Source organism: Streptomyces sp. cmx-4-9, assembly GCF_046548835.1.
Lineage (GTDB): Bacteria > Actinomycetota > Actinomycetes > Streptomycetales > Streptomycetaceae > Streptomyces.
In genome coordinates this window covers 423,738-449,083 of record NZ_JAEBEE010000006.1, presented here as the reverse complement: position 1 = coordinate 449,083, position 25,346 = coordinate 423,738, and the positions used below count along the sequence as shown (strand labels likewise).

The 25,346-nt window shown below is 67.6% G+C and carries 31 protein-coding genes and 6 pseudogenes; 23 read left to right on the top strand and 14 right to left on the bottom strand.

What is annotated here, in order from left to right; all coding sequences use genetic code 11:
* Positions 1-8 precede the first annotated feature (8 nt).
* Positions 9-890, top strand: a complete 882-nt coding sequence (locus ACLJTM_RS20995) for a LysR family transcriptional regulator (protein ID WP_411105185.1) — start codon at positions 9-11, stop codon at positions 888-890.
* Between the two features lie 157 nt (positions 891-1,047).
* Here the strand turns inward: ACLJTM_RS20995 and ACLJTM_RS20990 are convergent, their stop codons facing one another.
* Positions 1,048-1,119 carry a hypothetical protein gene (locus ACLJTM_RS20990; RefSeq protein ID WP_411105319.1) on the bottom strand — a complete coding sequence of 24 codons (72 nt, stop codon included), beginning with the start codon at positions 1,117-1,119 and terminating at the stop codon, positions 1,048-1,050.
* Between the two features lie 16 nt (positions 1,120-1,135).
* Between ACLJTM_RS20990 and ACLJTM_RS20985 the strand changes: the two genes are divergently transcribed.
* From ACLJTM_RS20985 to ACLJTM_RS20975, 3 genes are all read left to right on the top strand, one after another.
* Positions 1,136-1,309 (top strand): methionine adenosyltransferase domain-containing protein, encoded by a 174-nt coding sequence (locus tag ACLJTM_RS20985; RefSeq protein ID WP_411105184.1) that lies wholly within the window; start codon positions 1,136-1,138, stop codon positions 1,307-1,309.
* 666 nt (positions 1,310-1,975) lie between these two features.
* Positions 1,976-2,647, top strand: a complete 672-nt coding sequence (locus ACLJTM_RS20980; RefSeq protein WP_411105183.1) for a hypothetical protein — start codon at positions 1,976-1,978, stop codon at positions 2,645-2,647.
* 977 nt (positions 2,648-3,624) lie between these two features.
* Positions 3,625-3,894, top strand: coding sequence for a hypothetical protein (locus ACLJTM_RS20975; RefSeq protein WP_411105182.1), 270 nt, complete (start codon positions 3,625-3,627; stop codon positions 3,892-3,894).
* Between the two features lie 3 nt (positions 3,895-3,897).
* Here the strand turns inward: ACLJTM_RS20975 and ACLJTM_RS20970 are convergent, their stop codons facing one another.
* Together ACLJTM_RS20970 and ACLJTM_RS20965 are read right to left on the bottom strand one after the other, a co-directional pair.
* A complete protein-coding gene (locus ACLJTM_RS20970) occupies positions 3,898-4,308 on the bottom strand; it encodes a hypothetical protein (RefSeq protein WP_411105181.1) in 411 nt (136 codons plus the stop codon).
* Between the two features lie 536 nt (positions 4,309-4,844).
* Entirely contained in the window at positions 4,845-5,735 is an 891-nt protein-coding gene (locus ACLJTM_RS20965) for a hypothetical protein (protein ID WP_411105180.1), read from the bottom strand.
* Between the two features lie 420 nt (positions 5,736-6,155).
* On the opposite strand from ACLJTM_RS20965, the pseudogene ACLJTM_RS20960 reads away from it, so the two are divergent.
* Positions 6,156-6,989 (top strand): annotated as a pseudogene (locus tag ACLJTM_RS20960) (Ku protein); the annotation flags it as partial.
* A gap of 46 nt (positions 6,990-7,035) precedes the next feature.
* Positions 7,036-7,368: a hypothetical protein gene (locus ACLJTM_RS20955; protein ID WP_411105330.1), complete on the top strand. Its 333-nt coding sequence runs from the start codon at positions 7,036-7,038 to the stop codon at positions 7,366-7,368.
* Positions 7,369-7,724: 356 nt separating this feature from the next.
* Here the strand turns inward: ACLJTM_RS20955 and ACLJTM_RS20950 are convergent, their stop codons facing one another.
* Complete coding sequence (locus tag ACLJTM_RS20950; protein WP_411105318.1) at positions 7,725-8,219, bottom strand: DUF4231 domain-containing protein; 495 nt, start codon at positions 8,217-8,219, stop codon at positions 7,725-7,727.
* Positions 8,220-8,411: 192 nt separating this feature from the next.
* Between ACLJTM_RS20950 and ACLJTM_RS20945 the strand changes: the two genes are divergently transcribed.
* A complete protein-coding gene (locus tag ACLJTM_RS20945; protein ID WP_411105317.1) occupies positions 8,412-8,912 on the top strand; it encodes a GNAT family N-acetyltransferase in 501 nt (166 codons plus the stop codon).
* 35 nt (positions 8,913-8,947) lie between these two features.
* A complete protein-coding gene (locus ACLJTM_RS20940; RefSeq protein ID WP_411105316.1) occupies positions 8,948-9,886 on the top strand; it encodes an ATP-binding protein in 939 nt (312 codons plus the stop codon).
* Between the two features lie 241 nt (positions 9,887-10,127).
* Here the strand turns inward: ACLJTM_RS20940 and ACLJTM_RS20935 are convergent, their stop codons facing one another.
* The 5 genes from ACLJTM_RS20935 to ACLJTM_RS20915 form a co-directional block, all read right to left on the bottom strand.
* Positions 10,128-10,592 carry a DUF6228 family protein gene (locus ACLJTM_RS20935; RefSeq protein WP_411105179.1) on the bottom strand — a complete coding sequence of 155 codons (465 nt, stop codon included), beginning with the start codon at positions 10,590-10,592 and terminating at the stop codon, positions 10,128-10,130.
* Positions 10,593-10,861: 269 nt separating this feature from the next.
* Complete coding sequence (locus tag ACLJTM_RS20930; RefSeq protein ID WP_411105178.1) at positions 10,862-11,692, bottom strand: integrase; 831 nt, start codon at positions 11,690-11,692, stop codon at positions 10,862-10,864.
* Between the two features lie 581 nt (positions 11,693-12,273).
* Complete coding sequence (locus ACLJTM_RS20925; RefSeq protein ID WP_411105177.1) at positions 12,274-12,588, bottom strand: helix-turn-helix domain-containing protein; 315 nt, start codon at positions 12,586-12,588, stop codon at positions 12,274-12,276.
* On the bottom strand, positions 12,585-13,421 hold the full coding sequence (locus ACLJTM_RS20920; protein ID WP_411105176.1) for a tyrosine-type recombinase/integrase: 837 nt from the start codon (positions 13,419-13,421) through the stop codon (positions 12,585-12,587). The genes ACLJTM_RS20925 and ACLJTM_RS20920 overlap by 4 nt, the downstream gene beginning before the upstream one ends.
* 88 nt (positions 13,422-13,509) lie before the next feature.
* Entirely contained in the window at positions 13,510-13,647 is a 138-nt protein-coding gene (locus ACLJTM_RS20915; protein WP_411105175.1) for a hypothetical protein, read from the bottom strand.
* A 141-nt stretch (positions 13,648-13,788) separates the two neighbouring features.
* Between ACLJTM_RS20915 and ACLJTM_RS20910 the strand changes: the two are divergent.
* Positions 13,789-13,932, top strand: a pseudogene (locus ACLJTM_RS20910) (ATP-binding protein); the annotation flags it as partial.
* Positions 13,933-14,009: 77 nt separating this feature from the next.
* Here the strand turns inward: ACLJTM_RS20910 and ACLJTM_RS20905 are convergent.
* On the bottom strand, positions 14,010-14,378 hold the full coding sequence (locus ACLJTM_RS20905; RefSeq protein ID WP_411105174.1) for a hypothetical protein: 369 nt from the start codon (positions 14,376-14,378) through the stop codon (positions 14,010-14,012).
* 181 nt (positions 14,379-14,559) lie between these two features.
* On the opposite strand from ACLJTM_RS20905, the gene ACLJTM_RS20900 reads away from it, so the two are divergent.
* Together ACLJTM_RS20900 and ACLJTM_RS20895 are read left to right on the top strand one after the other, a co-directional pair.
* A complete protein-coding gene (locus tag ACLJTM_RS20900) occupies positions 14,560-14,757 on the top strand; it encodes a hypothetical protein (RefSeq protein ID WP_411105173.1) in 198 nt (65 codons plus the stop codon).
* A 97-nt stretch (positions 14,758-14,854) separates the two neighbouring features.
* Positions 14,855-15,379 (top strand): hypothetical protein, encoded by a 525-nt coding sequence (locus ACLJTM_RS20895; protein WP_411105172.1) that lies wholly within the window; start codon positions 14,855-14,857, stop codon positions 15,377-15,379.
* A 44-nt stretch (positions 15,380-15,423) separates the two neighbouring features.
* Here the strand turns inward: ACLJTM_RS20895 and ACLJTM_RS20890 are convergent.
* Positions 15,424-16,631, bottom strand: a pseudogene (locus ACLJTM_RS20890) (IS110 family transposase).
* Positions 16,632-17,181: 550 nt separating this feature from the next.
* On the opposite strand from ACLJTM_RS20890, the gene ACLJTM_RS20885 reads away from it, so the two are divergent.
* Positions 17,182-17,694 (top strand): SMI1/KNR4 family protein, encoded by a 513-nt coding sequence (locus ACLJTM_RS20885; RefSeq protein WP_411105171.1) that lies wholly within the window; start codon positions 17,182-17,184, stop codon positions 17,692-17,694.
* A 66-nt stretch (positions 17,695-17,760) separates the two neighbouring features.
* Here the strand turns inward: ACLJTM_RS20885 and ACLJTM_RS20880 are convergent.
* Positions 17,761-18,508 (bottom strand): annotated as a pseudogene (locus ACLJTM_RS20880) (transposase family protein).
* 400 nt (positions 18,509-18,908) lie between these two features.
* Positions 18,909-19,757, bottom strand: coding sequence for an NAD(P)H-binding protein (locus ACLJTM_RS20875; protein WP_411105170.1), 849 nt, complete (start codon positions 19,755-19,757; stop codon positions 18,909-18,911).
* A gap of 319 nt (positions 19,758-20,076) precedes the next feature.
* On the opposite strand from ACLJTM_RS20875, the gene ACLJTM_RS20870 reads away from it, so the two are divergent.
* The 5 genes and pseudogenes from ACLJTM_RS20870 to ACLJTM_RS20850 all read left to right on the top strand — a co-directional run bounded on the left by ACLJTM_RS20870 (position 20,077) and on the right by ACLJTM_RS20850 (position 22,770).
* Positions 20,077-20,496 (top strand): DinB family protein, encoded by a 420-nt coding sequence (locus tag ACLJTM_RS20870; RefSeq protein ID WP_411105169.1) that lies wholly within the window; start codon positions 20,077-20,079, stop codon positions 20,494-20,496.
* Between the two features lie 117 nt (positions 20,497-20,613).
* Positions 20,614-21,134: pseudogene (locus ACLJTM_RS20865) on the top strand (IS5/IS1182 family transposase); the annotation flags it as partial.
* Entirely contained in the window at positions 21,117-21,734 is a 618-nt protein-coding gene (locus ACLJTM_RS20860; RefSeq protein ID WP_411105329.1) for a hypothetical protein, read from the top strand. The pseudogene ACLJTM_RS20865 and the gene ACLJTM_RS20860, both read left to right, overlap by 18 nt.
* Positions 21,701-22,399, top strand: a complete 699-nt coding sequence (locus ACLJTM_RS20855; protein ID WP_411105168.1) for a hypothetical protein — start codon at positions 21,701-21,703, stop codon at positions 22,397-22,399. The genes ACLJTM_RS20860 and ACLJTM_RS20855 overlap by 34 nt, the downstream gene beginning before the upstream one ends.
* Positions 22,396-22,770: a hypothetical protein gene (locus ACLJTM_RS20850; RefSeq protein ID WP_411105167.1), complete on the top strand. Its 375-nt coding sequence runs from the start codon at positions 22,396-22,398 to the stop codon at positions 22,768-22,770. The genes ACLJTM_RS20855 and ACLJTM_RS20850 overlap by 4 nt, the downstream gene beginning before the upstream one ends.
* 87 nt (positions 22,771-22,857) lie before the next feature.
* Here ACLJTM_RS20850 and ACLJTM_RS20845 read toward each other — a convergent pair whose 3' ends face one another.
* On the bottom strand, positions 22,858-23,760 hold the full coding sequence (locus ACLJTM_RS20845; RefSeq protein WP_411105166.1) for an aminoglycoside phosphotransferase family protein: 903 nt from the start codon (positions 23,758-23,760) through the stop codon (positions 22,858-22,860).
* Positions 23,761-23,923: 163 nt separating this feature from the next.
* Between ACLJTM_RS20845 and ACLJTM_RS20840 the strand changes: the two are divergent.
* From ACLJTM_RS20840 to ACLJTM_RS20815, 6 genes and pseudogenes are all read left to right on the top strand, one after another.
* A pseudogene (locus ACLJTM_RS20840) lies at positions 23,924-24,064 on the top strand (hypothetical protein); the annotation flags it as partial.
* A gap of 35 nt (positions 24,065-24,099) precedes the next feature.
* On the top strand, positions 24,100-24,327 hold the full coding sequence (locus ACLJTM_RS20835) for an NUDIX domain-containing protein (protein ID WP_411105328.1): 228 nt from the start codon (positions 24,100-24,102) through the stop codon (positions 24,325-24,327).
* An 88-nt stretch (positions 24,328-24,415) separates the two neighbouring features.
* Complete coding sequence (locus ACLJTM_RS20830) at positions 24,416-24,652, top strand: hypothetical protein (RefSeq protein WP_411105165.1); 237 nt, start codon at positions 24,416-24,418, stop codon at positions 24,650-24,652.
* Between the two features lie 74 nt (positions 24,653-24,726).
* Entirely contained in the window at positions 24,727-24,858 is a 132-nt protein-coding gene (locus ACLJTM_RS20825; protein WP_411105164.1) for a hypothetical protein, read from the top strand.
* Positions 24,848-25,033, top strand: a complete 186-nt coding sequence (locus tag ACLJTM_RS20820) for a hypothetical protein (protein ID WP_411105163.1) — start codon at positions 24,848-24,850, stop codon at positions 25,031-25,033. The genes ACLJTM_RS20825 and ACLJTM_RS20820 overlap by 11 nt, the downstream gene beginning before the upstream one ends.
* Positions 25,034-25,039: 6 nt before the next feature.
* Positions 25,040-25,255 carry a hypothetical protein gene (locus ACLJTM_RS20815; RefSeq protein WP_411105162.1) on the top strand — a complete coding sequence of 72 codons (216 nt, stop codon included), beginning with the start codon at positions 25,040-25,042 and terminating at the stop codon, positions 25,253-25,255.
* Positions 25,256-25,346: the final 91 nt, after the last annotated feature.

Below are 25,346 nucleotides of genomic sequence, written 5' to 3'. Positions count from 1 at the left end.
GATAGATTATGGAACTTCAGCAGATGCGCTACGTGGTTGCCGTTGCCGAGACGAACAGCTTCACCCGGGCCGCCGAACGGTGTCTGGTCGTACAGTCCGCCCTCAGCCACCAAGTCGCCCGCCTCGAAAAGGAACTGGGCGCGAGACTCTTCGAGCGGACCAGCCGCCGGGTGCGGCTGACGCCGGCCGGTGCGGCCTTCCTTCCCGCAGCCCAGCAGTGTCTGGACGCCGCCGAGCGTGCGGCCAACGAGGTTGCCGCGGCTGTCGGCGAGGTACGCGGACGGCTCGCCGTGGGCGTCATCCCGTCCGTCGCCGCAGTCGACATCCCGGGCGCCCTGCGGGACTTCCACCAGCAGTATCCGAACGTGCGCATCAGCCTGAGGGTGGGCGCGAGCGACGGACTGGTCGAGCAGGTGAAGATGGGAGGCATCGAGGTGGCCTTCCTCGGACTGCCGACGACGGTGCGTCCCGAAGGCGTCAACTCCCGCGAACTCGCCCGTGACCGGCTGGTCGCGGTGGTGGGGCCGGACCATCCGCTGGCCCAGGAGTCGGAGGTCGACCTGCGCAGGCTGTCCTCCGAGGTGTTCGTGGACCTGCCGGCCAAGACGGCCGGACGTGTCCAGTCCGACCTGGCCTTCTCGGCCGCCGGCGTCCACCGCGACGTCGCCTTCGAGGTGACCAACGCGGACTTCCTTGCGCGCCTGGTCGGACAGGGCCTCGGCGTCGCCATGCTCCCCTCCGCCTACGTGGCCCAACTCAGCGGCGTCACCACCATCGAGGTCACCGACGCCCCGACCCGCGTCGAGTACATCATCTGGAGCCGCGACAACAGCACGCCCGCGGCCACCGCCTTCCTCGCCGTCCTCGGCATCTCGGTCGATGACAAGTGAAGCGGAGGTCGCCGCCCCGGCTACCCGGGCAGTGACCTCGACGTGCACTCAGCGGGGAGCCGCGAGAGCGTGCTTCTTGAGCTCACTGCGTTGCGGTGGAACTCGAGTGTCGCCGTCGAGTGGTTCAACGTGATGTAGTGCAGTCCGGGGGCCCCTTCTACCTGGGCGGTGCCGAAGGTTCCTTGGACATGTCCTTGCCGGAGAAGGCGCCGCCGCCGTGGCGGGCCATGCCGCCGTAGGCGTCGATGATGATCTTGCGGCGGGTCGGTGCGGGTCTCACCACCCGCTGCGAGGCCAAGATGGCGTACGCCATCGGCAAGGCCGAGCCGGTCGCTCTGTTCGTCGAGCCGGTCAGGCCGGCGTCACCGTCGGGCCGCCGATCTCGAAGCGGCCATTGGGGGTTGACCAGGAGGCGGTAGTTCACCGTGTCGAGCTTGATGCCCTCGTCGAGCAGCGCCTTGAGCTCCGGGTCGACCACGAACTCCTCGATGTCTGGAGCCAGGAACGAGTCCAGGCCGATGGCGGAGGCTACTTGGGGAAGGGCGCCTGCACCAGGAGCGTGCGGACCACTGAAGCGCGATCCGCCCAGTTCATGGCGCAGACGACTGTTCTCCACCGTGGCCTGGTGCAGCGCACCCACCAGTGCCTCGACATCAGCTTTGAGCTGGGTGATCTCCTTATGACGGCCAGGAGCAGCCGTACGCATCGGCGGCCTGCGGGTGAGCCGCGCCGCCGACGGCCCCCATCCGCACCCGCTCACCCCGGCCGACCTCCCGCCCGGGGACGAGTGACTGTCGGGCTGCGGGGAGTGCCACATCCCGATCCAGGGCGGTGCGGCCGGCCTCGCCGCGCACCGCCGCACCATTCACGACCCGCGCCGCGACTACGGCGACCGCCGCGCCCCCACCACCATATACACGCCCTCGCCTACCCGGAACCGCCCGCCTCGCCGCTCTGGCACCGCCACGGACCCAGGCTCCGGCCGATCACGCCCGGCCAGCAGCAGCACAACTGCGAGCTGCTGCTCCGCGCCAAGTCCACCCCCCGACCCCACTCTGTCTGATCTCCATGCCGGTGATCCTCACGTGAGCGTCCGCGTAGACAACACTGGCAAGGACGCGCAGAAGGTCTTCGACCTGGGTCTGAGCCTGGACCACCTGGAGCGGGCCGGCATGACCCGCGACCAGCTCCAGGTCGAGGTCTACAGCAAGGACGAGAACGGTGTTCTCGGCTGGCACCCGACCTACGAGCGCATCGGGGACAACGACCACTTCGGCTACGAGCTCGCGTCCGGGGCGATCGGCAGCGGCAAGTCCTTCGACGTGCAGGTCCGGATCCGCGTATCGGCGGATGCACCCAAGGGCGACTTCAGCATCCGCATCTGGGGCAGTGGACCGTTCGACGAGGAGAACAACTCGCAGGTCCGCTCCCGTTCCAAGGCCCGCCTGACCAAGATCGTCGCAGCCGGAGCGAACAACGGCGGCAACGGCGACAACAGCGGCGGGAGCACCGGAAACGGGAACCCTGGCGGTACCGGCAGCACCCCCAACCAGCCGAAGCCCGACGGTGGTGCGACCCCGATCGGCACGGGCACAGCGACCGGCACAGGTACGGGCACGGCCCCCGCCGGTGGCGAGCTCGCCGCGACCGGAGCGGACCCGGCCACCTCATGGGCCCTCGGCGGTGCAGGGCTGGCCGTAGCCATGGGAGCCGCCCTGGTCGCAGGCACCGGCCGCCGACGCCGTACCACCGCCTGAGGCCCAGCCCCGCCCCGCCGGCAGGGGACCCGGACCGCGCCTCATGGTCCGGGCGACGCGCCCCAAGCAGCAGACCCGCCCGATCCCCACCCCGGGCGGGCCCTGCAACATCCCCGCAGCTCCGCCTCACCCCCCGGTGACAACACGCCTGCCTGGCTACCAACTCTCGAACTTCGCCTCAGCTCGGCTGAGGCGAAGCACGACATCTGTCACCGGCAAAGCCGAATGGGCTGGACGACAACCGAAATCAAGGAGACGTGCACTTTTAGCGCTTGACTGCGAAAAAGGCTCACGCACCGCGTACTTGCGGCCTGGGTCAACCCGTAGGGCCGCGCCGACGAGGTGGTCCCCGGAGACCCTTGAGGCCGAACTCTCCGCCACCCTGGCGCCTGCACGACGCACGCGGGCAGACCGGGGCGCCGTACACGACCTCATCGCCGCCCAGACTGATGCCGTGCACCGATGCACCGGCGAACTGCAGCGGCTGACCATCGTGCCGATGACGGAATGACCGGACCGGACTCGCTCCAGGCCCGCGGCCTCCCGAGGTGCCGGCGTACCCGCCGGTAGCGACCAGGGATACGGGGTGCCGACGTCGGTCACGGCGCTCATAAAACCGACAGTGCACGTCCGCGGTTCACACGGCAGCTGATCCCGCGGCGGCCAGCCCAGGGAAGGACCTCTCCCAGACCTCTCTAGGTGCCGGGGGACCAGCGCGCGCAGGGCGGTGCCACTGGTCGATGAGCAGGTCGCGGTTGAGCCGGCGCACGAGGTCCTCGTGCTGGCCCTCCGCCAGGACAGTGCAATACATGCCCATCCGCAGGCGCGGGCGGTCCAGGTCATAGGAGCGCAGACCGGACCAGGCCACGTGGACCTGATTCTCCCGCGTCCTCTGCGTCTGGGGCAGCGCAGATGCGATACGCCAGGGGCGTCAGGCTCGCTTCTCGGAAGCCGTGCGGAACTGCAAGGCGATCGGAGTGGGTGCGCTTCTACAGCGCCTTCCCGACCGTCACCGCTGCCGTCCGCGCCGCCAGCACCGGCGGGGGACCATCGAGGCGTTCATCTCGGAGTACACCGCCTACGTCCAGCGCCTGACCCTCATCGAGGGCAAACCGGTGATCGAGACGGTTATCTGCCCCACCGTCCAGGCCCAGGACGCCTTCGTCGCAGCCTTCCTCAACCACGGCACCAAGGCCGCCGAGACCCTGATCCTGGACGCTCTGCCACACCTCCCGCCCGCCGGTTGATATTCACCAAGTGGCTAAGGTCATCGTTTCAGCTGCAGGATTGTAAATCTTGACGCTGCCGTGATCTTTGAAGCGTTCCGTACGCCATGCGGTAAATGCGGTTGCCAACCGTTCCGCTTTTTCTTGATCTGGCGAGTCGGGCGCTCGAAGGTCGCGGTCGAGGCTGGTGATGATCTGAGCGGATAGACCAGAGTCCGCCCCCTCGATCTTCACGTCAATGAAGATTGCGGTGAGGTTTCTAGTACTTTCATTCTCGAGCAGATACTTGTGGAACTCTCTCGTGTCTTGATTAGCCTCCTTTCCCGGCATGGTGCGGGGAGTCTCCTGATACGAAGCTGTCGCCTTACCGCCTGGTTCGTCTCCGCTGGCGTCGCATCCGAGGAGAGCGATCATCAGGAAGACAGTGATGGCCACTGCCGTCCCGTTCCTGCGTCGACGGCTGGGACGGCCGCCGGCCGGAGGTGCCGCGTACGGGTCGGTAACCTTCATGCGCTTCCCCTTCGTTGATGCTGCTCTCAGAAGGAGACGACCTTCTTCAGCCGAGGGTTCCGAGCAGAACCTTGGCAGGTGACGGCGGCTTGCGACGGCCGCCCGGGCAGTTCGACGAACGCGTGCTGAGTGTTTGGGGGATAGGGAGCTGGGACCAGGGGTTGGCCGGCTGACCCTGGAGCGCGGGTCAGCCTGCCAGAGCGCTGTCAGCCCCTTTTGCGCGTCTCGGCGTTGATGCTGGAGACGCCGGCCGTTCCGTTCAGCGAGCATGTCGGCCTGATCGAGATGCGTGGCTTTGTTCACGAGTTGTGAAGTCCATTGTTCACGGGTTCGGGAGGCACCTGCGCGGTGTTCTGTTCGATGTTCATGGGAGGTGACAGCGCCCCGGTCCGAAAACTGCCTCGCCTATTGCAGGCTCCAAAGGTGCGGGTGCCCGGGCTCGGTGGGGCAGGCGAAGATGTTCAGCAGACCGTCTCGGCCGATCGTGAGCCTCGTGGGGCAGCGGTCCGTAGGCGCTCGGCGACGTCCCATTCCTCGGTGGGCATCCAGCTGCCGTCGGCGCCGCTCCACTCCCAGCTGTCGACGGTCAGCAGCAGGACCATTGGTGCGGCACAAACCTCGCAGATGATCGGGTGGGGGTCGGTCGTGTGCCAGGAGGGGAATCCACCCACTCGGCAGCCCTGTGGAATCGACAGGTCATGGTGGTAAGTGACCGGCTCGTCGCCCAGGCCGCGCTTTTCCCCCTTGCGTTCCTCCGCATCCTCCCAGGCATCGATTCTTCTCCACAGCCCCGTCGGCAGTGAGCCGGCGTACGGGTAGGTGACGACCTGTTCGGGGTGCAGCACACATGGCTCTGCGACCGCGCCCTCGAAGCCGACCAGCGCCGGCTGCGGCGAAGCGTCCAGCGGCACGGCAACCTGGTCGGAGTGGCGCCAGCGCACACGCGGGGCCAAGCCGTGACGGCTCGGGCCATGTGCCTCGAACGGACACCAGAGGACCTGGAGCAGGTCGCATCCGTCCGGGCCTGGCGGGAGGCCGGGCACGTCCCGCCGGTACACCTGGACCAAGTTGATCAGCGGGATCGGGTCGGTGTCGGCGATCTCCCGTTCGCGGTGCCTGCGGCCGAGCTCCTTGAGGAGGACCCGTTCCTCGTCGGTGGGCCGGTCACGGGCCCAGGCATCCGCGAGCACCTGACGCCCCCGATGAATGTCCGCGACGCGGTACCCGCTGCTGCGCTTGTGCGGCTCGGTGCAGACCGGCCACGGCTCGTCGGCCGGCCACAGCAGAGGACCACCGACCGAGCTGACCGACGCGTCCGGACGCCCCGGCCGCGGGTGCAGTCGCGTCGTCACACCCCGAAACGCTCCCAGCTTTGGGAAGAGTTCCTCAACGTGCACGGGGCGCGGCGGCGTAGTTCTGGTCATGGCGAGACCCTAAGCCACCACATCGGCCGTGATCACACGTGCCGTTGCTGTCCGAACCCGTGAGCATTTCGATTCGAGAGAGCGGTCCAGGTGACTCCCAATCTGGTGAACAAGTGCTGTCCGTTCTCGCGTACATAGCCAAGATGCGGGTGCGCGACAGCGGCGACACGTTCTCTTGGGGGTCTGGGTCTCCTTGAGCGAAGCGAGCTTCGCCCGGACGCACGACCTGTGGAGCGACCCGGCAACAGGGCCCGCAAGCATCTCGAGAGAAGTGGGCAGCCGGTTGGTGTACCTGGCGGTAGTACTGCCGCCGCGGAAGGCTCAGGGCCAGTGGCGGACAGTGTGACCATGGGCCTGAGTCTCCCGCGTCCTCTGCGTTTGGGGCAGCGCAGAGGCGATACGCCATGGGCGTCAGGCTCGCTTCTCGGAAGCGGTGCGGAACTGCACGGCGATCTGGGCGGCCTCGGCAAGGGTCTGCTGATCCGGCGGCGCTCGCGGATTCTGAGGAAGGCATCGCGGCCTGACCAGCTGCCCCGGTCGCATGGCAGGCGTGCCGGGCACGCCGGGCGAGGAGGCCGTGCGTGCCAGGCCGGGTCACACGCTCAGCCGCTCACCAGGCGCATCGGGCCCCGCACAGTGCGAGGCTGGAGAGGGGGCTGCGACCTGGAGGTTCTGGTGCGTCCCATCTGGTCCGGTGCGATCTCCTTCGGCCTGGTCACCATCCCGGTCAAGGTGCTCCCGGCGACCGAGTCGCACGCCATCGGCTTCCGGCAGATCCACACCACAGACGGCGGCCGGGTCCGCAACCGCAAGGTGTGCGAGATCGACGGGCAGGAGCTGCGGTAGGACGAGATCACCCGCGGCTATGAGACCTCGACCGGCACTCTCATCCCCGTCACCGACCAAGACCTCGATGGCCTCCCCCTGCCGACCGCGAAGGCCATCGAGATCGTCTCCTTCGTGCCGGCGTCCTCGATCGATCCGATCCAGATCGGCGCCTCCTACTACCTCGCGGCCACCGAGACCGTCGCCGCGAAACCGTACGAGCTGCTGCGTCAGGCCCTGCAACGGTCCTCGAAGGTGGCGGTGGCGAAGTTCGCGATGCGCGACCGGGAGCGGCTCGGGCTGCTGCGGGTGAAAGACAAGGCGATCATGCTCCATGCGCTGCGTTGGCCGGACGAGATCCGCTCCCCCGCCCAGATCCCCGTCCCCGACATCACCGTCTCCGATGCCGAAATCGATGGCCGCCGTCCGGCTCGCCGAAACCCTCACCGGCACCGACCTGGCCGCAATCCGCGACGAGTACCGGGACGCCCTGGAGCAGGTCATCGCCGCCAAAACCGGCACCGCAGCCCTGCCGGTGCCCGACGAGCAGAGGCCGGCCGCTTCGGCTGAGGTCGTCGACCTCATGGCCATGCTGGAGAAGTCAGTCCAGGACGCCAAGACCTCCCGCAGCCAGGAAGCCACCGTCCACGACCTCCCCACCAGAAAGAAGACCGCGAAGAAGACCGCGGCCAAGAAGGCGGCTGCCGCGAAGCGGAAGCCGCCGCGCAGCGCCTAAGCCTGCCGTTCAACGTCTCCGCGTGCTGAGGCAGCGACGCAGGCCTGTCCCCCACAGCGTCTCACCCCACCGTCCGTCGTCGGGCGAGTGTGCCGAAGCGCGATAGGTGTCACTACCGCAGCCCGCTGACCTATGGCTACACGCGATCTTCGGCCTTGGGACTGCCAGGAACCTCAGTACAGCCATTGACACCAAGATTGATCATGGTCGGTTGACGCAGTGATCATCTCCGGACAGGGGTTCGTTGAAAGCCGCTGCCCGCCCCGGACTCGATCGAACTTGACGAGGGCGATGATGACTAGGACATGGTCGTACCGAAGTTTGCTCGGCACCTGCCGAACGGCACGCCGCGTGAGTTAGGCGGGTGGCGTCTGGGTGGGCGGCGGCGCACTCCCGATCGAGGTCTGTTCTCGTTGGCCTCCTGCCCATTGGCTGACATGTTGGGTGCCCACCTCTTCGATGGCGGCAAGCAGCTGCGCCCGCGCTTCGGCGTCCCGCTCGGACGCCGGGAGCAGCCGATAACGGTTGACCGCGCGGCGCAGGGACTCACGGGCCTGGGCCGCCAGCACCCAGCGGGGACCAGGAGTGAAAACCTGGCGGAACCCCGTACAGAACAGGGCGCCCCCGGCAACCATCGCCGTCACCCAAGCTGGGGCATGTAGTCCTGCTGCTACCACCGTCACGGAGGCACTGGCCAAAGCGCCGAGCTCTATCGCGCGGTGCGCGCGCCGCGCGACATCCCCCGCGCGCTCGTAGAACGCCAATTCCCGTTCGGCCAGCGCCAGCAGGGGGTCGGGGGCGGTGGCCCAGGCATCAGTTTCCGGAGTAGGTCTGCGCATGCCGAGCATCATCGTCACCGCCGCAGGTCGGTGTCAGCCGATTCTTCAACATATGAGCTGCCCAGCCCCAGAGCCGATCTTGTGAGCTGAGGCTCACCCAGCAGATCGCAGAGGCCGTCACGGGTTAAGCTTGTCATTTAACGAAGCGGGGCCCTGGGTTGCCGCCCTTGTGGTGCGGGAGTGGTGAAAGCGGCCGTCGTGCTGATGAATCTGCGCCAGGATGAAGTCGTGGATGACATCGCTTGCCGCCCTGTCCAGCCCCATGAGTTACCCGCCGTCGCCGAGTTGCGGTGGCGGTGGGTGGAGGAGCTCTACGGAACGCCCGACACCACCCTGGACGAGTTCGTTCCCCGGTTCGTGGCATGGGCCCGGCAGACCGACTCCTCGCATCGGTGCATGGTGATGGTCCGTGACAACGTGGTGATCGGCATAGCCTGGCTGGCGATCATGCAGCGTGTGCCGCATCCGCGCGCGTTCGAGCGGATGTCGGGGGATGTTCAGTGCACGTACGTCGTGCCCGATGAGCGTGACCGCGGCCTGGGCGGCGAGCTGATCGAGGCAGTCTTGGCGTGGGCGAGGGACCTCGGCCTTGAGCGGGTGACCGTTCACTCCAGCGACCGGGCGGTTTCGGCATACTCCCGCCATGGGTTCAAGGTCTGTCCGCGCCTGCTCCAGGCCGAGGTGGGGCAGGGCCGCGCGGGGTGAATCCTCTGACCGGTGGCCGGAGCGAGTCGCTGGCCATGTTGTCGCAGTTCCGGACGGATTTCTATGGATGTCTCACGGGTCGCTCGGACGCGTTGTTCGAGCTGACGGACGCCCTTCTGTGCACGGAGGGCCCGGTCAAAACGCTGGTGGATCTCGCGCTCGCGCCAGAACACCGCCGGGGTCACGGAGCTCTGTACGGCGGGCTCAACCAGGGGCGGATCGACTTCGGCCGGCTCCGTCGGGCCCTGGCCGGCCTGCCGTTGCCGAGAGCGGCGGACGGCAGGCTGGTCCTGGTCGTCGACGTATCGCCCTGGCTGAGGCCGGACGCCGCGACCTGCCACACCCTCGCCGGCAGCGAGTGGATCAGGAAGAGCCAGCCGTTCTGCCTGATCGGCGACTCCGGGACCGGCAAGTCCCACATGCTGATCGCGCTTGGAACCGAGGCCGCGATGGCCGGCTACCGGGTCAAGTACGTGCTGGCGACGAAGCTGGTCAACGAGCTCGTCGAGGCCGCCGACGAGAAGCAGCTGGCCAAGAGGATCGCCCGCTACGGCCGCGTCGGTCTTTTCTGCATCGATGAGCTCGGCTACATGGAACTCGACCGCCGAGGCGCCGAACTCCTCTTCCCGGTCCTGACCGAACGCGAGGAGAAGAACAGCGTCGCCATCGCCTCCAACGAGTCCTTCGGAAAAGCGCACATGTTCCGCTCAACCTGTGCGAGGCAGCGCCGATGGTCAACGGGTTCGGGGGGGTCAGGCTGCCGGGTCGGACCGGTGCGTGCGCCAGAGCGACCTGAGGGCTTCGAGCTCGGTGCGGGGGAAGTGTTCGCCCCACTTGCCGCGATAGCCGCTCTCGCCGTATTTCGTGGCGACTTCGTCGAAGCAGCGGATCACCGCTCGTGCCACGGCGTCGACGCTCTGCTGGGTCGACCAGGTCTCGGTGCCGGCGTTGTCGTGCTTGGCGCCATCGGGTAGTCGAAGGAGACGGATCCACACGTCGTTGCCTGCGCGGTAGAAGATCCACCGGAAAGCTGTGGGCTCTGCCTCGAACTGGGCACGTGTCTCGGCTTCACCGCTGACCGGTCGGGTGATCGCCGTCAGGAGTTCCTCGGGGGCGGTGGTGATGTACGAGGCTGTGGCTTCGGCGTCGGTTTGCTCGTCAGCGATACTGCAGTCCGCCCACCCGTGTCCGTTGAGCGTCCAGACGAGCCGCAGATCAACCACGGCCGCCGTCCTCCTGGGTGAGGAAGTGTCGGATATCTGCCGCGAGGGCGGACATCTGCTCGCCGGCGTCGAGCCAGGTCGTGACGGATGCCTCCCAGCCGCCGGCCGCTGTTGTCCATGGGCGAAGAGTCCAGGTCAGCCCGACGTGGCCGCCGGAGCGGCAGACCGCGCTGATGGTGAGATCTCGGTCGGTGGTGTGCCAGACCCGCTGCCCCTCCCAGCCGCGGAAGTCGGCCGCCAGTCCCTCCAGGAAGGGCGCCAGTTCGGCGCCCCAGTTCCAGGCGACCACCTCGTCAACGCGCGTGGTCAGCCCCGGCGCGGACGCCTCGACGGTGTACTGAACGCGGTCCTCGTCGGGCCGGGACGAGTCGTAGAGCCGCACGCTGACAGAACGGTTGTTCTGGCAGCGGACGGTCACGGCGGTCGGCGTGTTGAGGTCGATGTCGCGGGAGCTCATCGGTTGAACGGTAAATCACGGAGGCCTCACCCGTCGCGGAAATTACGCGCTGGGGAGGCGTCCTGCATCGACGTGATCGGCGAGGTAGATCATGACGCCCTGGGGATCCATGCCGAGGGCTGCAGCGACGAGTTTGGGGTCCAGGGTGTTCACGAGGTCGGCAAGGCGGGTGCATCGCAGAGTCCGAGGCGCAACGCCGCAGGGGTCCAGGAGGTGGCTGACATAGGCGGTCGACGCCGGTGCCCAACTCTTGGTGAACGTGGTGACGATCACGTGGGGTTGTCGGTGCGCTGGTCCGTGCGGTGCGCCAGGCAGCGTTGGAGCGCCGACCAGCTGATCGGGTCCATAGGCACCGGATGGGGGCGTTTGCCCAGGCGAATGGTGCGGTTGACAGGATCGAGGTCGTCCATACGCAGGCGCCGGACCTCGCTGCTGGAGGCCGCGTGAAGGAGAGTCAGGATTCCGAGCAGTGCCTCGTGCGGGTGCGCGTCGGTGCCGGTGGCCCAGCGGCGGAACAGCTGCCGTTGCCGGTCCACGGCGGCGGTGGTGCCGCTGAACCCTGACGGGCCTTTGGCCTTCACTCCCCGGGTGGGGTCGATGAGCACGACCTTGCGGGAGCGGGCGAAGCGGAAGTACTGCCGCAGCACGGTCAGCTGGCGTTGCCGGGCCTTGGGCATGGTCACCAGGAAGGCCTCGACGTCGTGCACGTCGGCCAGGGCCCAGTCCTGCTCGTTGCGCGTGCCGGTCAGAAAGCGGGCGAGGTCACGGACGGTGGCCAGGGCCACCTCGATGGTGCTGTCCGTGCGAGGCAGAGTGCCGGCCTTGAGAGCGCGCTCGCGTGCTCGCAACATGGACTCGGCGAACGCCTGCACCTGCGGCCGCAGCGGGAGCGGGGTGGCGTCGATGCGACGTCGGCGGCGACCGGCGGCAAGCGGTTGCGCCTGGTCGGTGGGAAGAACAAGGCCGCGCTGAGTGAAGAAGCCTTCGAGCGCCCGGGCGAGGGAGCCCATCGACCGGCCGGGGCGGCGGGCACGGTCCAGCAGAGCCTGCGGGTGGTCGGGCTGATCGTCCTCCAGCAGCCTGCCAAGGATGCTGATCATGGTGCAGGCGCGGCTCGCGCAGTGCCGTTCGGCGAGATGGCCGGCGAAGCACTCAGCCAGGGCACCGGCTCAGCGAGCCGCGCGGCCAGATTCTCAGCGGCGACGAGGGGTCGGTCGGGGTGCTTCTGCCAGCAGGCCGAACAGAGTCCGAGCCCGGCATGACGCCGCATCTCGCCGTAGCCGATCCACTGCCGCGGTGGCTGCGTGGTCTGCCGCTGGCGCGAGCAGTGGCCGCACCATCCGGTGCCGTCCTGCAGAAAGCCGGGCCGCCGGCAGCGAGGACAGACCTGCTTCGCGGCCCGCCAGTTGGCTTCGCATCGGCAGATCCCACAGTGGCTGGCGGCCGGTGAGCGGACTGGGCGGCCGCAGCCCGCGCAGGTCCGCGAGCAGGTGATGACCGTCCGGTGTCGGCCTGCAGGACCAGTGACCTCCCGCAGGCAGGACAGGACGCGCGGGCCGCCTCGTCCTTCAACCGGGCTGTGCAGCGACAGCAGTGCTGCCGGCCGATGAAGCCGACCGGCGCCCCGCACCCGACACAGTCCCGCTGGCGCTTGCCCATGCCTCACCCCCACCTCCTTCTGTCAGATCGGTGGCATGGATCGAACCCGGGCCGAGGCGACCTTCGGCAGGTCGGCTGCCGGTCGAGGAGGAGCCACAGGGCGTTCGACGGGGGTGGTGTCGACCTCGATCAGGTCGTTGGGGGTGCACTCCAGCGCGGTGCACAACGCTGCGAGCGTGGACATCTTCACCTGCGAGGGTCCCTTGGTGAACAGGGCCGACACCGACGCGGAGGACAGTTCCAGGCCTGCCCTCTCGGCCAGGAGCCGCCTCAACTGGGCTCCGGTCCAGACCTCGCGCTGGGCGGCGGCCATCCGCAGCTTCCGTTTGATGTTCACGGCGTGGGTTCCTCTCCGATGAGCTCGCCGAGTGTGCTGGTCACGGCGCGTCGATACGCGTCCTCGATGAACGTGGCCGAGGGGCGGACGTATCTCATGGTCGAACTGACTGTCCAGTGACCGAGTAGCTGCTGGATGGCCACCAGGTCCACTCCGAGCTCGTAGTTGTGGGTCGCGCAGGCTCTCCGCAGGGCATGCGGGCTGAAACGGTCGGCGGCCGGACGGCCCTCCAGCCCCATCAGATAGCGCAGACGATTGCGGACGGTGCCCTGGTGCAGGTGGCCGCCCGACTCGTCGGCGAACAGCGCGGGCGAGTCGGGGAACTTGCCGCGGACGTCGTCGAGGAACCAGCGCAGGACCAGGTCCAGCTGGTCGAGCATGGGAACCCAGCGCGGACGAGGCCCTGAGGTGTGGGCGCCCTTGCCGAAGCGCACGTGCAGCTTGCCGAACGGTCCGCGGCCGAAGTGTACGTCCGGGCGGTCCAGGAGCGAGGCCTCCTCCGAGCGCAGGCCGGCGTAATACAGCGTCCGGAACAGTGCGTAGTCGCGGGCGGCAGGCGCGTACTTGCGGGCGGTGGCGATCCGGGTCTTCAGGAAGTCGAAGAACTCCTCGACCCGCTCGGGGGTCGGCGGCGGCAGCAGGGCCGGGGAGTCGTCGCCGACATGCCGCGAGGCGTTGAACTCGTCCACCAGGCAGACCAGCCGGACCTCGAACGCGGCCTCGATCTCGGCGGCCTTGCGGGCTTGCAGGAACCGGTGGAAGCCTTTGCAGATCTGGACGTATCCGCGGCGGGTGGACGGAGCCCGCCCCTCCACGGCCAGGCCACCGACCACACGGTCGATGTCCTCGGGCGTGACATCCCATGCCGGCCGCCCCAGCGCCCCAACGTCCGCTCCAGCAGGCCGATGTCGGTGTCGACCGTCACCGGACTGAACCCCCGGCCCGCCAGGAGGCCACGAACGCCTCCACACACAGCGCCTGGAACTCCCACGGATCCCAGGTACCGGGCATCTCGGGCACCGTCCGGCCCTCGATCACCCGCAGACGCGGCTCCACCATCCGGCACACCTTCCTCGCACCTGACCAATGAAGGTACCGCCTACAAAACCGCTAGCAAGACAATCAAAGAGACACTCAGACCCCTGAAACGGCCAGGTCGCAGGGCACTCTCGCCATAAGGAACAAGTGCCAGCCCCAGTTGGCTGGAACAAGACGTTCACCGATTCCCGCCTCTGCGCGGCCATCGTCGACCGCCTCACCTTCAACGGCACCATCATCGAGACCGGCACCGACTCCTACCGCCTCGCCAGCACACGAGCCCGCGCCGAAGCCGCGGCCAGCTAGCTCCGCCAGGGCCGTCGGCCACCTCTCCAGCCTCACGGGGAGTTGGCCAGCGGCCCATCAGCGCGAAGAGCGGTCCGCTACTCGCCGGAGGCAGCAGGCTCTGGGTCAGGCACTGGCTGGCCGACGTCGGATGACCAATTAGGGCGGAAGCGTTCGAAAAAGGCTGTGAAGTCGCTCCGCAGATACCGGGAATCGCACGGCACCAGCCGGATCTGTTGGCGGCCATCAGCCCAAAAGACCTTGAAATCGGCAACCGTGCCTTCCGCTGGCCAGTCCTCGATCTCGCCCGACAGCCACAGGGCGTCGACAAACCCTCCGACGCTCAGGCCGATGTCAACGAAGATCCCGATCGTACCGGGCCGGGGAACCAACACCACGGTGCCTTCGAATACCTGCCCGAAGCGCAAGCCCCTCCGGATCCGAGTCCACTCGGCATCTGTCACCACCAACAGATCATCGCACCTTCCTCCGGGACGCCAGCATCCGGGACTCAACGTGAACCGAACCAGCTTCCCCTCACGATGTTCGCCTCAGCGACACGGCACTGCCGCTACTTCTCATGAACATCCATGAGCCAGATGCTGACCAACCGCTGCTGTAACCCATCGACAAACGCTGCTGCTGAACGTGAACAAAGCCCAGCGGGGGCACGACCTCGGTGGCGGGACGCCCGCGGTGCGTACGCGCGAACTCCGCGAAGGCCTGCTGATAGGGAGCGCCGTCGGCGCCGGACTGTCCGCGAGCATCCGCTCCAGGTGCTCCCTGCTCACCCCGTCCCGGCCGGCTGCTCCGGCCTTCGTCTTCGACGCTGCGGATCGGGTCTGACAGTGAGGATGTACTCGGCATTCCTCAGGGGTCTGACTCTGGGTCTGACTGATTCCCAATGATTCTTGTCAACCCCGCGAGCCGTAAGGTGCGGCCCATGGAATCGTTGATCGCTGCCGTCCGTGAGCAGGGCGAAGCTGCCCGTTTTCTCGCTTGGCCGGGTGACTTCGACCTGGACCGAGGTGACCATGTCGAAGAAGTCCACCTTGCCTCGGGCGCCGCGCTCGAGGGTTTCGCCGGCGACGGCGCCGGGGGCACGTACTTCTTCTGCGGTGAAGGGGGCGAGGATCGTCCCATCCTCTATGCCGACTCCGAAGGAGGTGCGGCTCTGGTTGCGATCGGCCTGCCCGAGCTCCTGCGGCTGCTGCTGGTCGCCCCGTGGTGGCGCGACTGCGAGGCGTGCACGGACGAGGAGAGTCGCGCACTCGCGGCCGAGTACCTGGATGACATGCCGGATCTCGTGGCCCGGAGAGACCGTGCCGCGGCAGCTCTGGGCCTCGACCTGCCGGCCCAGGCAGATGTCTTGGCCCGGCTGCGGGAGGTAGCTGTTCGGATGGGAGAGGATTTCGTCCTCATCTTCACGCCGGAGGGCCACCCCTACGAGCCTCGCATCAGAAACTGAGACGCACCGCAACAGCAAGTAGCCACCGTCCCAGGCAACAGGGATCAGCCCACGGCGAGACCGCGCTGAGGTGGTAGGACGTCGAAGGTTCGCTGGTCGCGGATAAGGGCCCAGAGAACGTCGAGGCGGCGGCGGGCGAGGGCGAGGATCGCCTGCTTGTGGTTCTTGCCCTCGGCTCGTTTGCGGTCGTAGAAAGTCCTCGAGGTGGGGCAGAAGCGGGCAGCGATCTGGGCGGAGGGGTAGAAGACGCGTAGGAGTCGGCGGTGGTAGCGGTGGGGTCTGCCCATGTTGCCGCGCTGATGCGACCGGAGTCCCGTGGGACCGGTGCGAGGCCGGCGACCCCGGCAAGCCGGCCCGCACTGCCGAAGGCGTCCATGTCACCGCCGGTGCAGGCGATGAACTCGGCCCCGAGCAACGGGCCCATGCCCGGCATGCTGAGGACAACTTCCGCGTGACGGTGCTCTCCGAAACGAGCCGCGATCTTCGCGTCGATGTCAGCGATCTCGTCGTCCAGAGCCAGCACCGCCCTGGCCAGGGTGTTCACCACGGTTGCGGCTGTGTTCTCCCCGGCCACGGAGGTGTGCTGGGCCTGTGCCGCAGCGACTGCCGCCTCGGCCATCGCCTGGGCGGCATGGACTTTGCGGTTCTTCAGCCAGGTCGCGAGCCGGCTCGGGCCGGTCCGGCGCAGGCCGGCCGGGGTCTGGTAGCCGGTCAGGAGGATGAGTGCGGCTTTGGAGGCGGCGTAGTCGAAGGACCGCTCCAGCGCTGGGAAGTACTCCAGGAGCTGGGCTCGCAGCCGGTTGATGGCGCGGCTGCGGTCGGCGGCGAGGTCGTAGCGGCGGGCGGTGAGGATTTTCAAGTCCACCGCGATCTCGTCCCACTCCTGCAAGGGCTGCAGGTCCCGGCGCATCCGTGCCTGGTCGGCGATGACGTAGGCGTCCTTCGCATCGGTCTTGCCGTCGCCTCGGTAGCCACGGGAGGCGTGGTGGACGGTTCGGCCAGGGATATGGAGGAGCCGCTGGTCGTGGTTGGCCAGGAGAGCGATGAGCAGAGCCCCGCCGCCGGCGTTCAGGTCGACGGCCCAGGTCACCGGGCTGCCCTCGGCGAGTGCGAGGACATCGCCTATCAGCTCCAGGAGCTCGGGCTCGTTGTTGGGCACCCGGCGCGAGAGCACCTTCGTCCCGTCCGTGTCGATCACCGTGCAGTGACGCGCGGCCTTGCCGGCATCTGTCCCCGCCCAGAGCTCGGGCACCCGAGCCTCCCTCGTCGTCCGGTTGACTGGTCCCTGCAGGCGACCACGCCGACGTGTCCTTACGAAGCGATCTCTGTTCGCTTATCCCAATGAGTGGCCGTGTCGTCGCGGGGCACTGGGCGGCCAATCAGTCAAAGCCACAACCACGGCATGAGCGCTGTAAAGCCACACCCAGGCCCCTGGGTCTCCCGATCGTACGAAGGACCGGAATGAACCCGCCAACACGGTAAGGAGCGTTTTCAGCTTCGCCACTCCAGGGTGACGCCGCGGCCCTCGCTTGAGCCTGGAAGCTCCTCGGCCGGGCCCGCCGGGCACGGTGGATTGTCTGTGAGAAGTCGCGGGCGGTCACTTCGCTGAGGGGCCGGTCCTGCGCTTCGGGGCGGAAGGTGATTGTGGGGAAGGATGGAACGCATGCTCGAAGTACCATCCCTGCAAGGTTCTCCGGCCGCTACTTCCCAACCTCCGCAGTGGCGTAGTCGGACGGAGACATCCCTGTAGAGAGGACAGAGGGCATAGGGCGATGAGTGTGGCTGAGAGTTGGTCGCGTGTGATGAGCCTTCTTCGAAAGCACGCGCCGGCCGATCACGCGGATCTGCCGGGGCCCGCTACGGAGCAGATGCTCGCGGCAGCCGAGGAACGGATGCGGATCTCCCTCCATGGGGACCTGCGGACGTGGCTGTTGCAGAACAATCTGGATCTGCCGGAGGAAGACGTCGACGACGACGTGATGTGCTGCGGCTTCGACGGGTTCCCCGACGAGGGAAGCTTCTTTCTGGGCATCCGGGCGATGGAGAGGCTCTACGCGAATCACCCCGTGTCCGGTGGGAGCGAATGGCGCGAGGAGTGGATCCCGTTCCTGTCGGACCGGGACGGCTGGATGGGAAAGTTCATCGACGCGAGGGACGGACGTATCGGCAGATGGTTCGTGGGTGCGCCCACGGTCACCGGCGAGTACGCGTCACTGGCTCACTACTTCGACTCCGTGGCTGAGATGCTGACGAGGATCGGCGCGGGGGACTATCCGGTCTGTTCCGTTGCCGAAGGGCGACTTGTCTGGGCGTGAGACGGTTCCCAACTGGATGACGGCCATTGCCAATCCGTCCTCACCCTGGAACGGCAATGAGATGCATCAGCGTTGACGTTCCAGGGTGAGGATGGCTGCGGCGATGACGGTCATCCGGTTGGGGCTGCAGCGGGCCCGGCGCAGGCCTGCAGGACTTGAGTCGCGCGATGCTTCGTTCGACCGGTGCCCGTGCCGCTGACAGGGCCCGGTTGATCGTCTGCTGGGTTGTGGTGAGGTCCTGGCCGGGTAGCCGTCTGATGGGCGTGGTCACCCAGGGGCCGGCACCGATGTAGGCGCGGTCGGCGAGCACGGGGACGCCCTGGCGTTCGCAGATCCGGATGATGCGGTGGGTGCGGGCCGCGGTCAGGTCATGGGTGCGGTCGGGCAGCGCGGGTGAGATCCACAGCAGGTTGCCGGTGGGATCGGCCACGACCTGCACGTTCACCCCGTGACGGTGGTGCTTCTGGGAGAAGTCGGCTCGGCTGTCGCCGACCCGGTCGCACTCGGCGAGCGTCCCGTCGAGCAGGACGTGATCAGGATGCGTCTCACGCAGGACCCGCAGCAGACCGGGTGCCCGGCGGGACAGGTGGTTGACGACGGCCGTGACGTAGGCGTGGGCGGTCCCGACGGATATGCCGAAGCCGGCGGCGATCTGCGCGAGCGTCTCGTGCCGGCGCAGGTAGACCAGGCCGACGAGGGCGCGCTGGTGGGGCGGGAGCTTGCAGGGTCGGTCACCCTCACGGGTGACGATGAGCATCGATACCCACTCGACCAGAGCGGGCGGCAGGTCGAGTGCGGCAGGACGGGGGACCAACGAGGTTCCTGTGTTGATGATTTGAGACGTCAAGCACTTCCCTCAACGGCACGGGAGCCTCGTGCGTTGCGGGACGCTGGCCCGTCACCCGATCAGTGGCCACTCTGAAAGAGCTCAGTGGTTGGTCTTCAACCGAGCCGATGGCACCTTCGAGGGCGTCCAGGACGAGTAGGCGGGCAAGTTACGGCGGGGTGAACCCCGGTACCCCTGCGTCTCCACGACGCGAACACCCAGGAGCACCTCGACATAACCGAGCACCGCAGCGGGCAGGGACAAACGCGACTACATCTTCAACGGCACGCTGACCACAGCGCCACCGTGATCTGGCTCCGCGACCTCATCAAGGAGCCATCAGACCTGCCTAGTGCCGTCGTTGCCGGCGCGGCGGTGACCGGTCCTCTCACCTGTGTGCTGACAGGACATCGCGGAGAACGAGAGGGGAGCGGCCCGTCAGCTGGGTGTAGTCGTTTCGGACTCGGTCCCAGCGCTGTTCGCGCACTGAGGCGAACATGGACGAGAAGGCGTAGAGCCACCAGGGATCCAGGCCGGTCGCCGCCGTCTCGGCGCAGTACGTGTCATCCGGGATGTTTACATAGGCGACAGGCGTCTCCCACGCCTCCGCCGCGGTCGCGGCGATGCTTGCCAGGTCCACCGACTCAGGTCCCGTGATGTCATGGTGGCGGCCGGTCGGCTCACCCACCGCGAGTGCGGCAAGGGCGCGGGCCACGTCATCCCGCGCCACCAGAGAGACCCTGCCGTCCGCTGCCGGGAGCCTCAGCAGCCCGGTCGCACGTGCCTCGGTGAGCCAGCCTTGGAAGAACTCGATGTAGAGCGAAGCCCTGGCGAACGAGCACGGGACGCCGGAGGCCAGAAGCAGATCCTCGGTGAGCCGGTTGACCACGGCGTAGCAGAACGGGGACGCCACGTCAGCGTCGACACTGCTCAGCGCCGCTACATGGCCGACACACTCACCCGCCACGGCAGCGACAACGTTGCGGTGGTGCAGCAGCACCCGCGCATCCGGCCCGTCACTGGAGACGAAGACCAGCGTGTCCACGCCCTTCAGCGCCGCACGCAGCGCCGGCAGATCGGCGTAGTCGGCAACGGCGACCTCCACCTGCGGCGGCAACGCCTCGGCAGGCAGCCTCTTCCTGGTCATCGCTACGACGTCCACGTCGGGCCGGTCCGCGAGCAACTGCACGACCCGCCTGCCCAGGCTGCCTGCCGCCCCAGTCACCGCGATGCGCATCGTTGCCCCCGTCACCGTGTCATCAGTGGTACAACCGTAGGCAGCTAAGACCGACCGGCAATAGGCGCCCTGGAGGTGGCGGTGGGCATCAGAACGGCCACGGGCCCACGTGATCACGGAGTCCTCTACGCTCAGTAATCACAAAGGGTGGCCTGGCCGCGCTGCCATTTTGCTCGCCTGAACCCGCCCAGATGGCGGTGCAGGGTGGCTCCATGACATGGACAGCACCACCGGTCGAGCGCACCAAGCAGCTGGGCGGCCTGGGTACCGTAACTGAGCGTCAGATGTTGGAGGTTGGCTGAGCTGGCACCGGGAAACGTTGCTGGCCAAGTGCGCGGGGCTTGAGCCGGCCCAATTGACGCGGACGGCCGTAGAGCCGTCAAACCTCTCCCTCCTTGGCTTGGTCCGGCACATGGCGGAGAAAGAGCGATGGTGGTTCCGGCGAAGCTTCGCAGGTGAGGCTCTCGGCGATGTCTTCACCGGCCCGTCAGATGGCAATGAGGGCCTCGACGGAGTTCGCGCAGCCGATGCGGAGAGAGACTTCGGACTGTTCCAGGCCGAGGTCAGAGCGTGCGACGCCGCGGCCGCTGGGCACGACCTTGACGAGACCTTCATGTCCTCTCGCGGAGTTTCTCTCAGCCTGCGCTGGGTCTACGTGTTGATGATCCAGGAGTACGCTCGCCACAACGGCCACGCCGACTTCCTGAGGGAGCGGACCGACGGGGCAAAGGGTGACTGAGCTTCTTTCTCAGACCAGTCCGGCAGCAGGCGCCCGGGAGATGCAATGAGCATCAGAACGGGCACGGGTCCACGTGATCATGGAGTTCTCTACGCTCAGTGATCGCGAAGGACAGCCGTGCCCGCACTGCCATCGTGCCTGCTCGAACCCCTCTGGAACCAGTTCGTGGCGCTCCTGCCAGCTCGGGAGGAGTTCGCCGCGGGCCACCCGCTTGGCTGCCACCGCCGCCGTGTCCCCGACCGGACCGTGTTCGAGCACGTGGTGCTCGCTTTGGTCCACGGCTCGGGCTACGAACGGGTCTCCAGCCCCGGATGCTCTGGCCGGACCATCCGTTGACGTGTCAAAGAGTGGCTCAGCAGGGGATATCCGAAGTGGTGCACGTTCTCGCCCTGCAAGCGTACGACCGGATGATCGGCCTGGAACTGTCCGAGATATCCGCGGATGGTTGCATCACCAGGCCCGTGTGGCGGCCAGAGTGCGGGCCGGTCCCCGGTGGACCGCGGGAAGCAGGGCCTGAAGCGCTTGGTCGCCACTGATGCCCGCGGCATCCCGCTCGGCCTGGTAGCGGCGGGACCAACCGCCACGACTCCCTCCTGCTGGGACCGACCCTGCACGCAGCCATGGCCCCGACCGCCGAGGCCCTGCGTCGCTCAGGACTGCTCGACCCGGATTGCGAGCTGCGTCCCGCTCCACGCGGGCCAACCGTCGTCGCGGGGCGCGAAGCGCGAAGCTGCGCGCTCTGCGGCGCCTTCGGCGGCACTGCAGAGATGTGTGCGGCCTGCCGGGCTTGGGCGCTGAGCCGCCCTGACTCCGCCGGTGTCTGTGGGCGCTGTCAGCATCCTGCGCTGGCCATACGGGATGGCTGGTGCCGCACCTGCCTCCTGCACGTCCAGGAGCAGGGCATCGACGCTCACGGCACCGGCTGGTGCCAGCTATGGCTCGCCGACAGCGCCGTCGGGCTGTCCGAACGTCCCATCCAGCTGAGCTGGCGACGCACCGAGCCCTCCTCCCCCACCGACAGGAAAGTGATTGCCGCCCGCACGTCCGTCGGCCTCTCGCCCCACCTGCTCGTTCCTGGACAAGGCGAACTGTTCAAGGTCCGGCGGGACTGGGTGAACGCGCGGACGAGGCTGGAAAGCTACTCCTTGTCACCAGCGGCAGCCAGCATCCTGGATCGGTTCAAGCGCCACGGCCAGGAGCACGGTTGGAGAAGCGAGAACCTTTCCACAGCGCCCTAACCCTTCGCATCCTGTTCGGATGGCTCGGCAACGCGGCTCCGATCCCCGAGCAGGACATCAGGCTCCTCAACGAAGTGGGACTGCGGACCCGCAGGACGCTGCGATTCCTGGCCGACAACAGCCTGGTCATCCCCGATACCGCGCGCCAGAGCGAGCCACGTGGACATGTCTCGCACCGCATCATCGCCAACCTGCCGTCCAGCAGCAGGCCGGAGATCGGAGAGTGGGTCGTGCTGCTGCGAAGGGAAGACCGCAACGGCCGGCCCCACACCCGCTACGCCACGATCAGGAACTACCGCACCTATGCCCACCCGGCCCTGGTCGAGTGGGGGCGACGCTACCGGACACTGCGCGAGGTGACTCCGGCCGACGTCGACGCCGCAATCGAAGCTCAAGCGGGCGAGGCGGCACGACACATGGGGATCGCGCTCCGCAGTATCTTCCGCACGCTCAAGCGCAACAAGACCATCTTTCGCGACTCCACCCGCGGCATCGTCGTGCCTCACGGCCCCACACGGCCGCCGCGCACGCTCCCAGCGATATGGTCTCCGGGCTCATCGACCGCGCGACCGGAGCCGCTGATCGCCTGGCCGTGGCTCTCGTCGCGATCCACGCGGTCGGCCAACGCGAACTCACGCGCATCCTCGTCGACGACCTGTCCGTGAGCCGCAGCCGCTTGCTCATCCGGCGCCGCCACGCACTTCGCGTCATCCACCTCGACGAGGTCACCGTCAGCCTCCTCAACCTGTGGCTGCACGAGCGATACCGCCGCTGGTCCGCAACGCGCAATCCGCACCTGTTCATCAGCCAGCAGACCGCCGCAGAGACCGGGCCCGTCAACGCCTTCTACCTATGGCGCATATTCGAGCCACTGGGCATCAACCTCACCCAGCTGCGACGCGATCGCATCGTCGACGAAGCCCGCGCCACCGTCGATCCAGTCCACCTCATGCGGGTGTTCGGCATCACCGCCGACACTGCGCTGACCTACATCTACGCCGCCCATCCGGATAAGCGCCCCGACCGGCTTCACTGACAGCAACGGCCTCGGGCCTACAACATGCTGCGCATGTTCGGACGCGACGGCCGCGTGGCACGAGACCGGTCGAGTCCGACGAAGTACTCAATCATCGGCCAGAGCCATGAGGAATCGAGTCTCTGCGTCGTCCCGCCCCGCACACATTCTGGGTACCGCGATGGGGGCGGCCAGGGCTCGGCACCAACCCAGCACACGACGAGGAGACATGCCAGGAACCAGCGCCGCCAGCTCCTCGGCCCTCTGCTCCAGCACGGCTGGATCCGCAACCCCTTCAAGCACCCAGTCCACAGCGTCGAAGTCCGGGTCGCCCCACGTCGGCCTCGGATCAATTGCCACCATGCGGGCGCCCGGACCAGACAGCACGTTGGCCGGATGGAGATCACCATGCACGAGTCCCACAGGCCCATTGCCCGCGAGTTCCAGGGCAGCCGATCGCGCCTGCCGAAGCAGTTCAGAGGCAGCCGAATCGTTCACGTCGCCCGCTGCCAGCCTGCGGTCGGCCAAATCAAACACGAAGTCGACGCGGTGTGAGAGAAGCCCCAGTGCCGAGTGCTCACCCGGCGCGGGAGCAGAGGCCCGCAGGTCCCGCAGCAGCGCCGCGACCTCGGCCAAATTCCATGCACGCTGGCTTACTTGAACTCCCGGCTGCACGTCCTCCAGCAGCAGGGCCCCGACGGCCAGATCCTGCGCCAGCAGCGTGACAACCGAGGGCGTCTTCGCCCAAGCCCGCAGAGCTTCGGCTTCCTCCCGGGCAATCTCTGGCTCCGGCGTGAGTTTCAGCCACGCCGAGGCGCCGGTGTCCCGCGTGAAGCAACGGAACACCCGCGAGGTGCCTCCTCCGCCTGCCGCGACAATCGTCAGATCCCAACGGGCAGCGAGTTCGTCCACGAGAGCCGGCAACTCATCACACCAGGCCAGCACGTCAGCTCCGAACCGAACGACGAGCCGGTCCCGAACCTCTGGCGCGACGCAGACCAGCTCTTTCAACTTGTCTCCCCCGGGTAGTAGATGCAGTCTTCGCGCATCCTAAGACCACGGTCCGTGCACGTCTCACAACATTGCAATCGTCACAGAGCGTGAAGAATGATCTCGTCGAACCATCCCGCACAGCGCCCAGGATTATCGACGGTGACCAGCTGTCCGCCGCCATATGCCCAGAGGAACCCACCGCAGATTCGACTACTCTGCAGAACCTGACGCGCGGGTTTCTCGCTCACACCCTCCAAGATTCCGCGAACCCGCGCGGGGGCCCGGCGGACACATCGACGCCGGGGAAGCGCCGTACGTAGCCGCGGCCCGCGAGCTCGCCGAGGAGACCGGCGTCCCGTGCCCGTCGGAGCCCTGCACCAGATCGGCATCTGGGACCAGGTCGGCCGAGACCCGCGCGGCCACTACGTCACCTTCGCCTACATGGCCGTCGTCCCCGACGGCACGACGGCCACCGCCGGCGACGACGCCCGCACCGCCCGCTGGTGGCCCCTGAGCGACCTACCCGAGCAGCTGGCGTTCGACCACGCCGACATCATCCGCGCAGCCACCACCCCCAAACCCTGACCAGCCACCACCCAGAGCGCCGCTCCCCCTTCTCGGCCGGAGCGGCGCTCCGCCGTACTGCTCCTCACCATCGACCTGGAGACACCTCATGCGCCCGATCCGCCTGATTTCATTCGGCTACCTCCACCTGCCCACCGGTCCGGACGGCGCCCCCGTCCCGCTGGTGGTCGACAGCCGACGGTTGCGGATGAGCTGGCTGGAGCGCCACGTCGAGGTCGGCCAGGGACACCTCGCCAAAGCAGGTCCGGCCGGCCTCCAGTCCCTCCGGGACGGCGACCAGCACCGGCTCGCAACCGCGGAAACCTCGCCGAGTACCAAAAGGTAGTCGCGGCCGTGCTGGAGGAGTAGGCGGCCTTCGACGAATACCTCGTACCCAACGAGCGCAGCGGCCGCAGCCGCATGGGCCGGGACATCGTCGACGACCCGCTGGCTCCCGCCTTCCGACACGCCCGCAAACAGCACGAGCGCGACCGCCTGGAACGCATCGTCACCGCCCACGACCACACCGGAGAACCCCACGATGGCCACTGACCGCGACGCCGAACGCGACGCCATCACCGCAGCGATCCAGCGGCTCCTCGACGGCCGTCCAACCCGGTCCACTGGGGCGCTGACCACGCTGCAACTCGCCGCCGAGGCAGGCGTCAAGCGCTGGGTCCTCACCCACAAGCACGTTGACCTGAAAGAAGAATTCAGCCGCCGATAGTCCGAGGTGAACGGCATTCCGCCCGCGTTCCAGCATCTGCACGCCCGCGCAGTAGACGCCGAAGCCGCCGCCCGCGCACTGCGGGAGGACAACGGCCGACTCCGCGAGCACGTCGCCGTCTACGCCCAGGTCATCCACGAGCTGCGTACCGAGTTGGACCGGCGCAGCGACAACACCATTCAGCGCAGCCCTGTCCGGAGCCTCCCTACCAGGATCACCTGACACACGAGGCGGTCGGGGCGGTGAGCGCTTCCAAAGCCCGTTTGTACGCGGGAACGGAGATCTATCCACGCGTGTTCTGGGGCATGTGCAT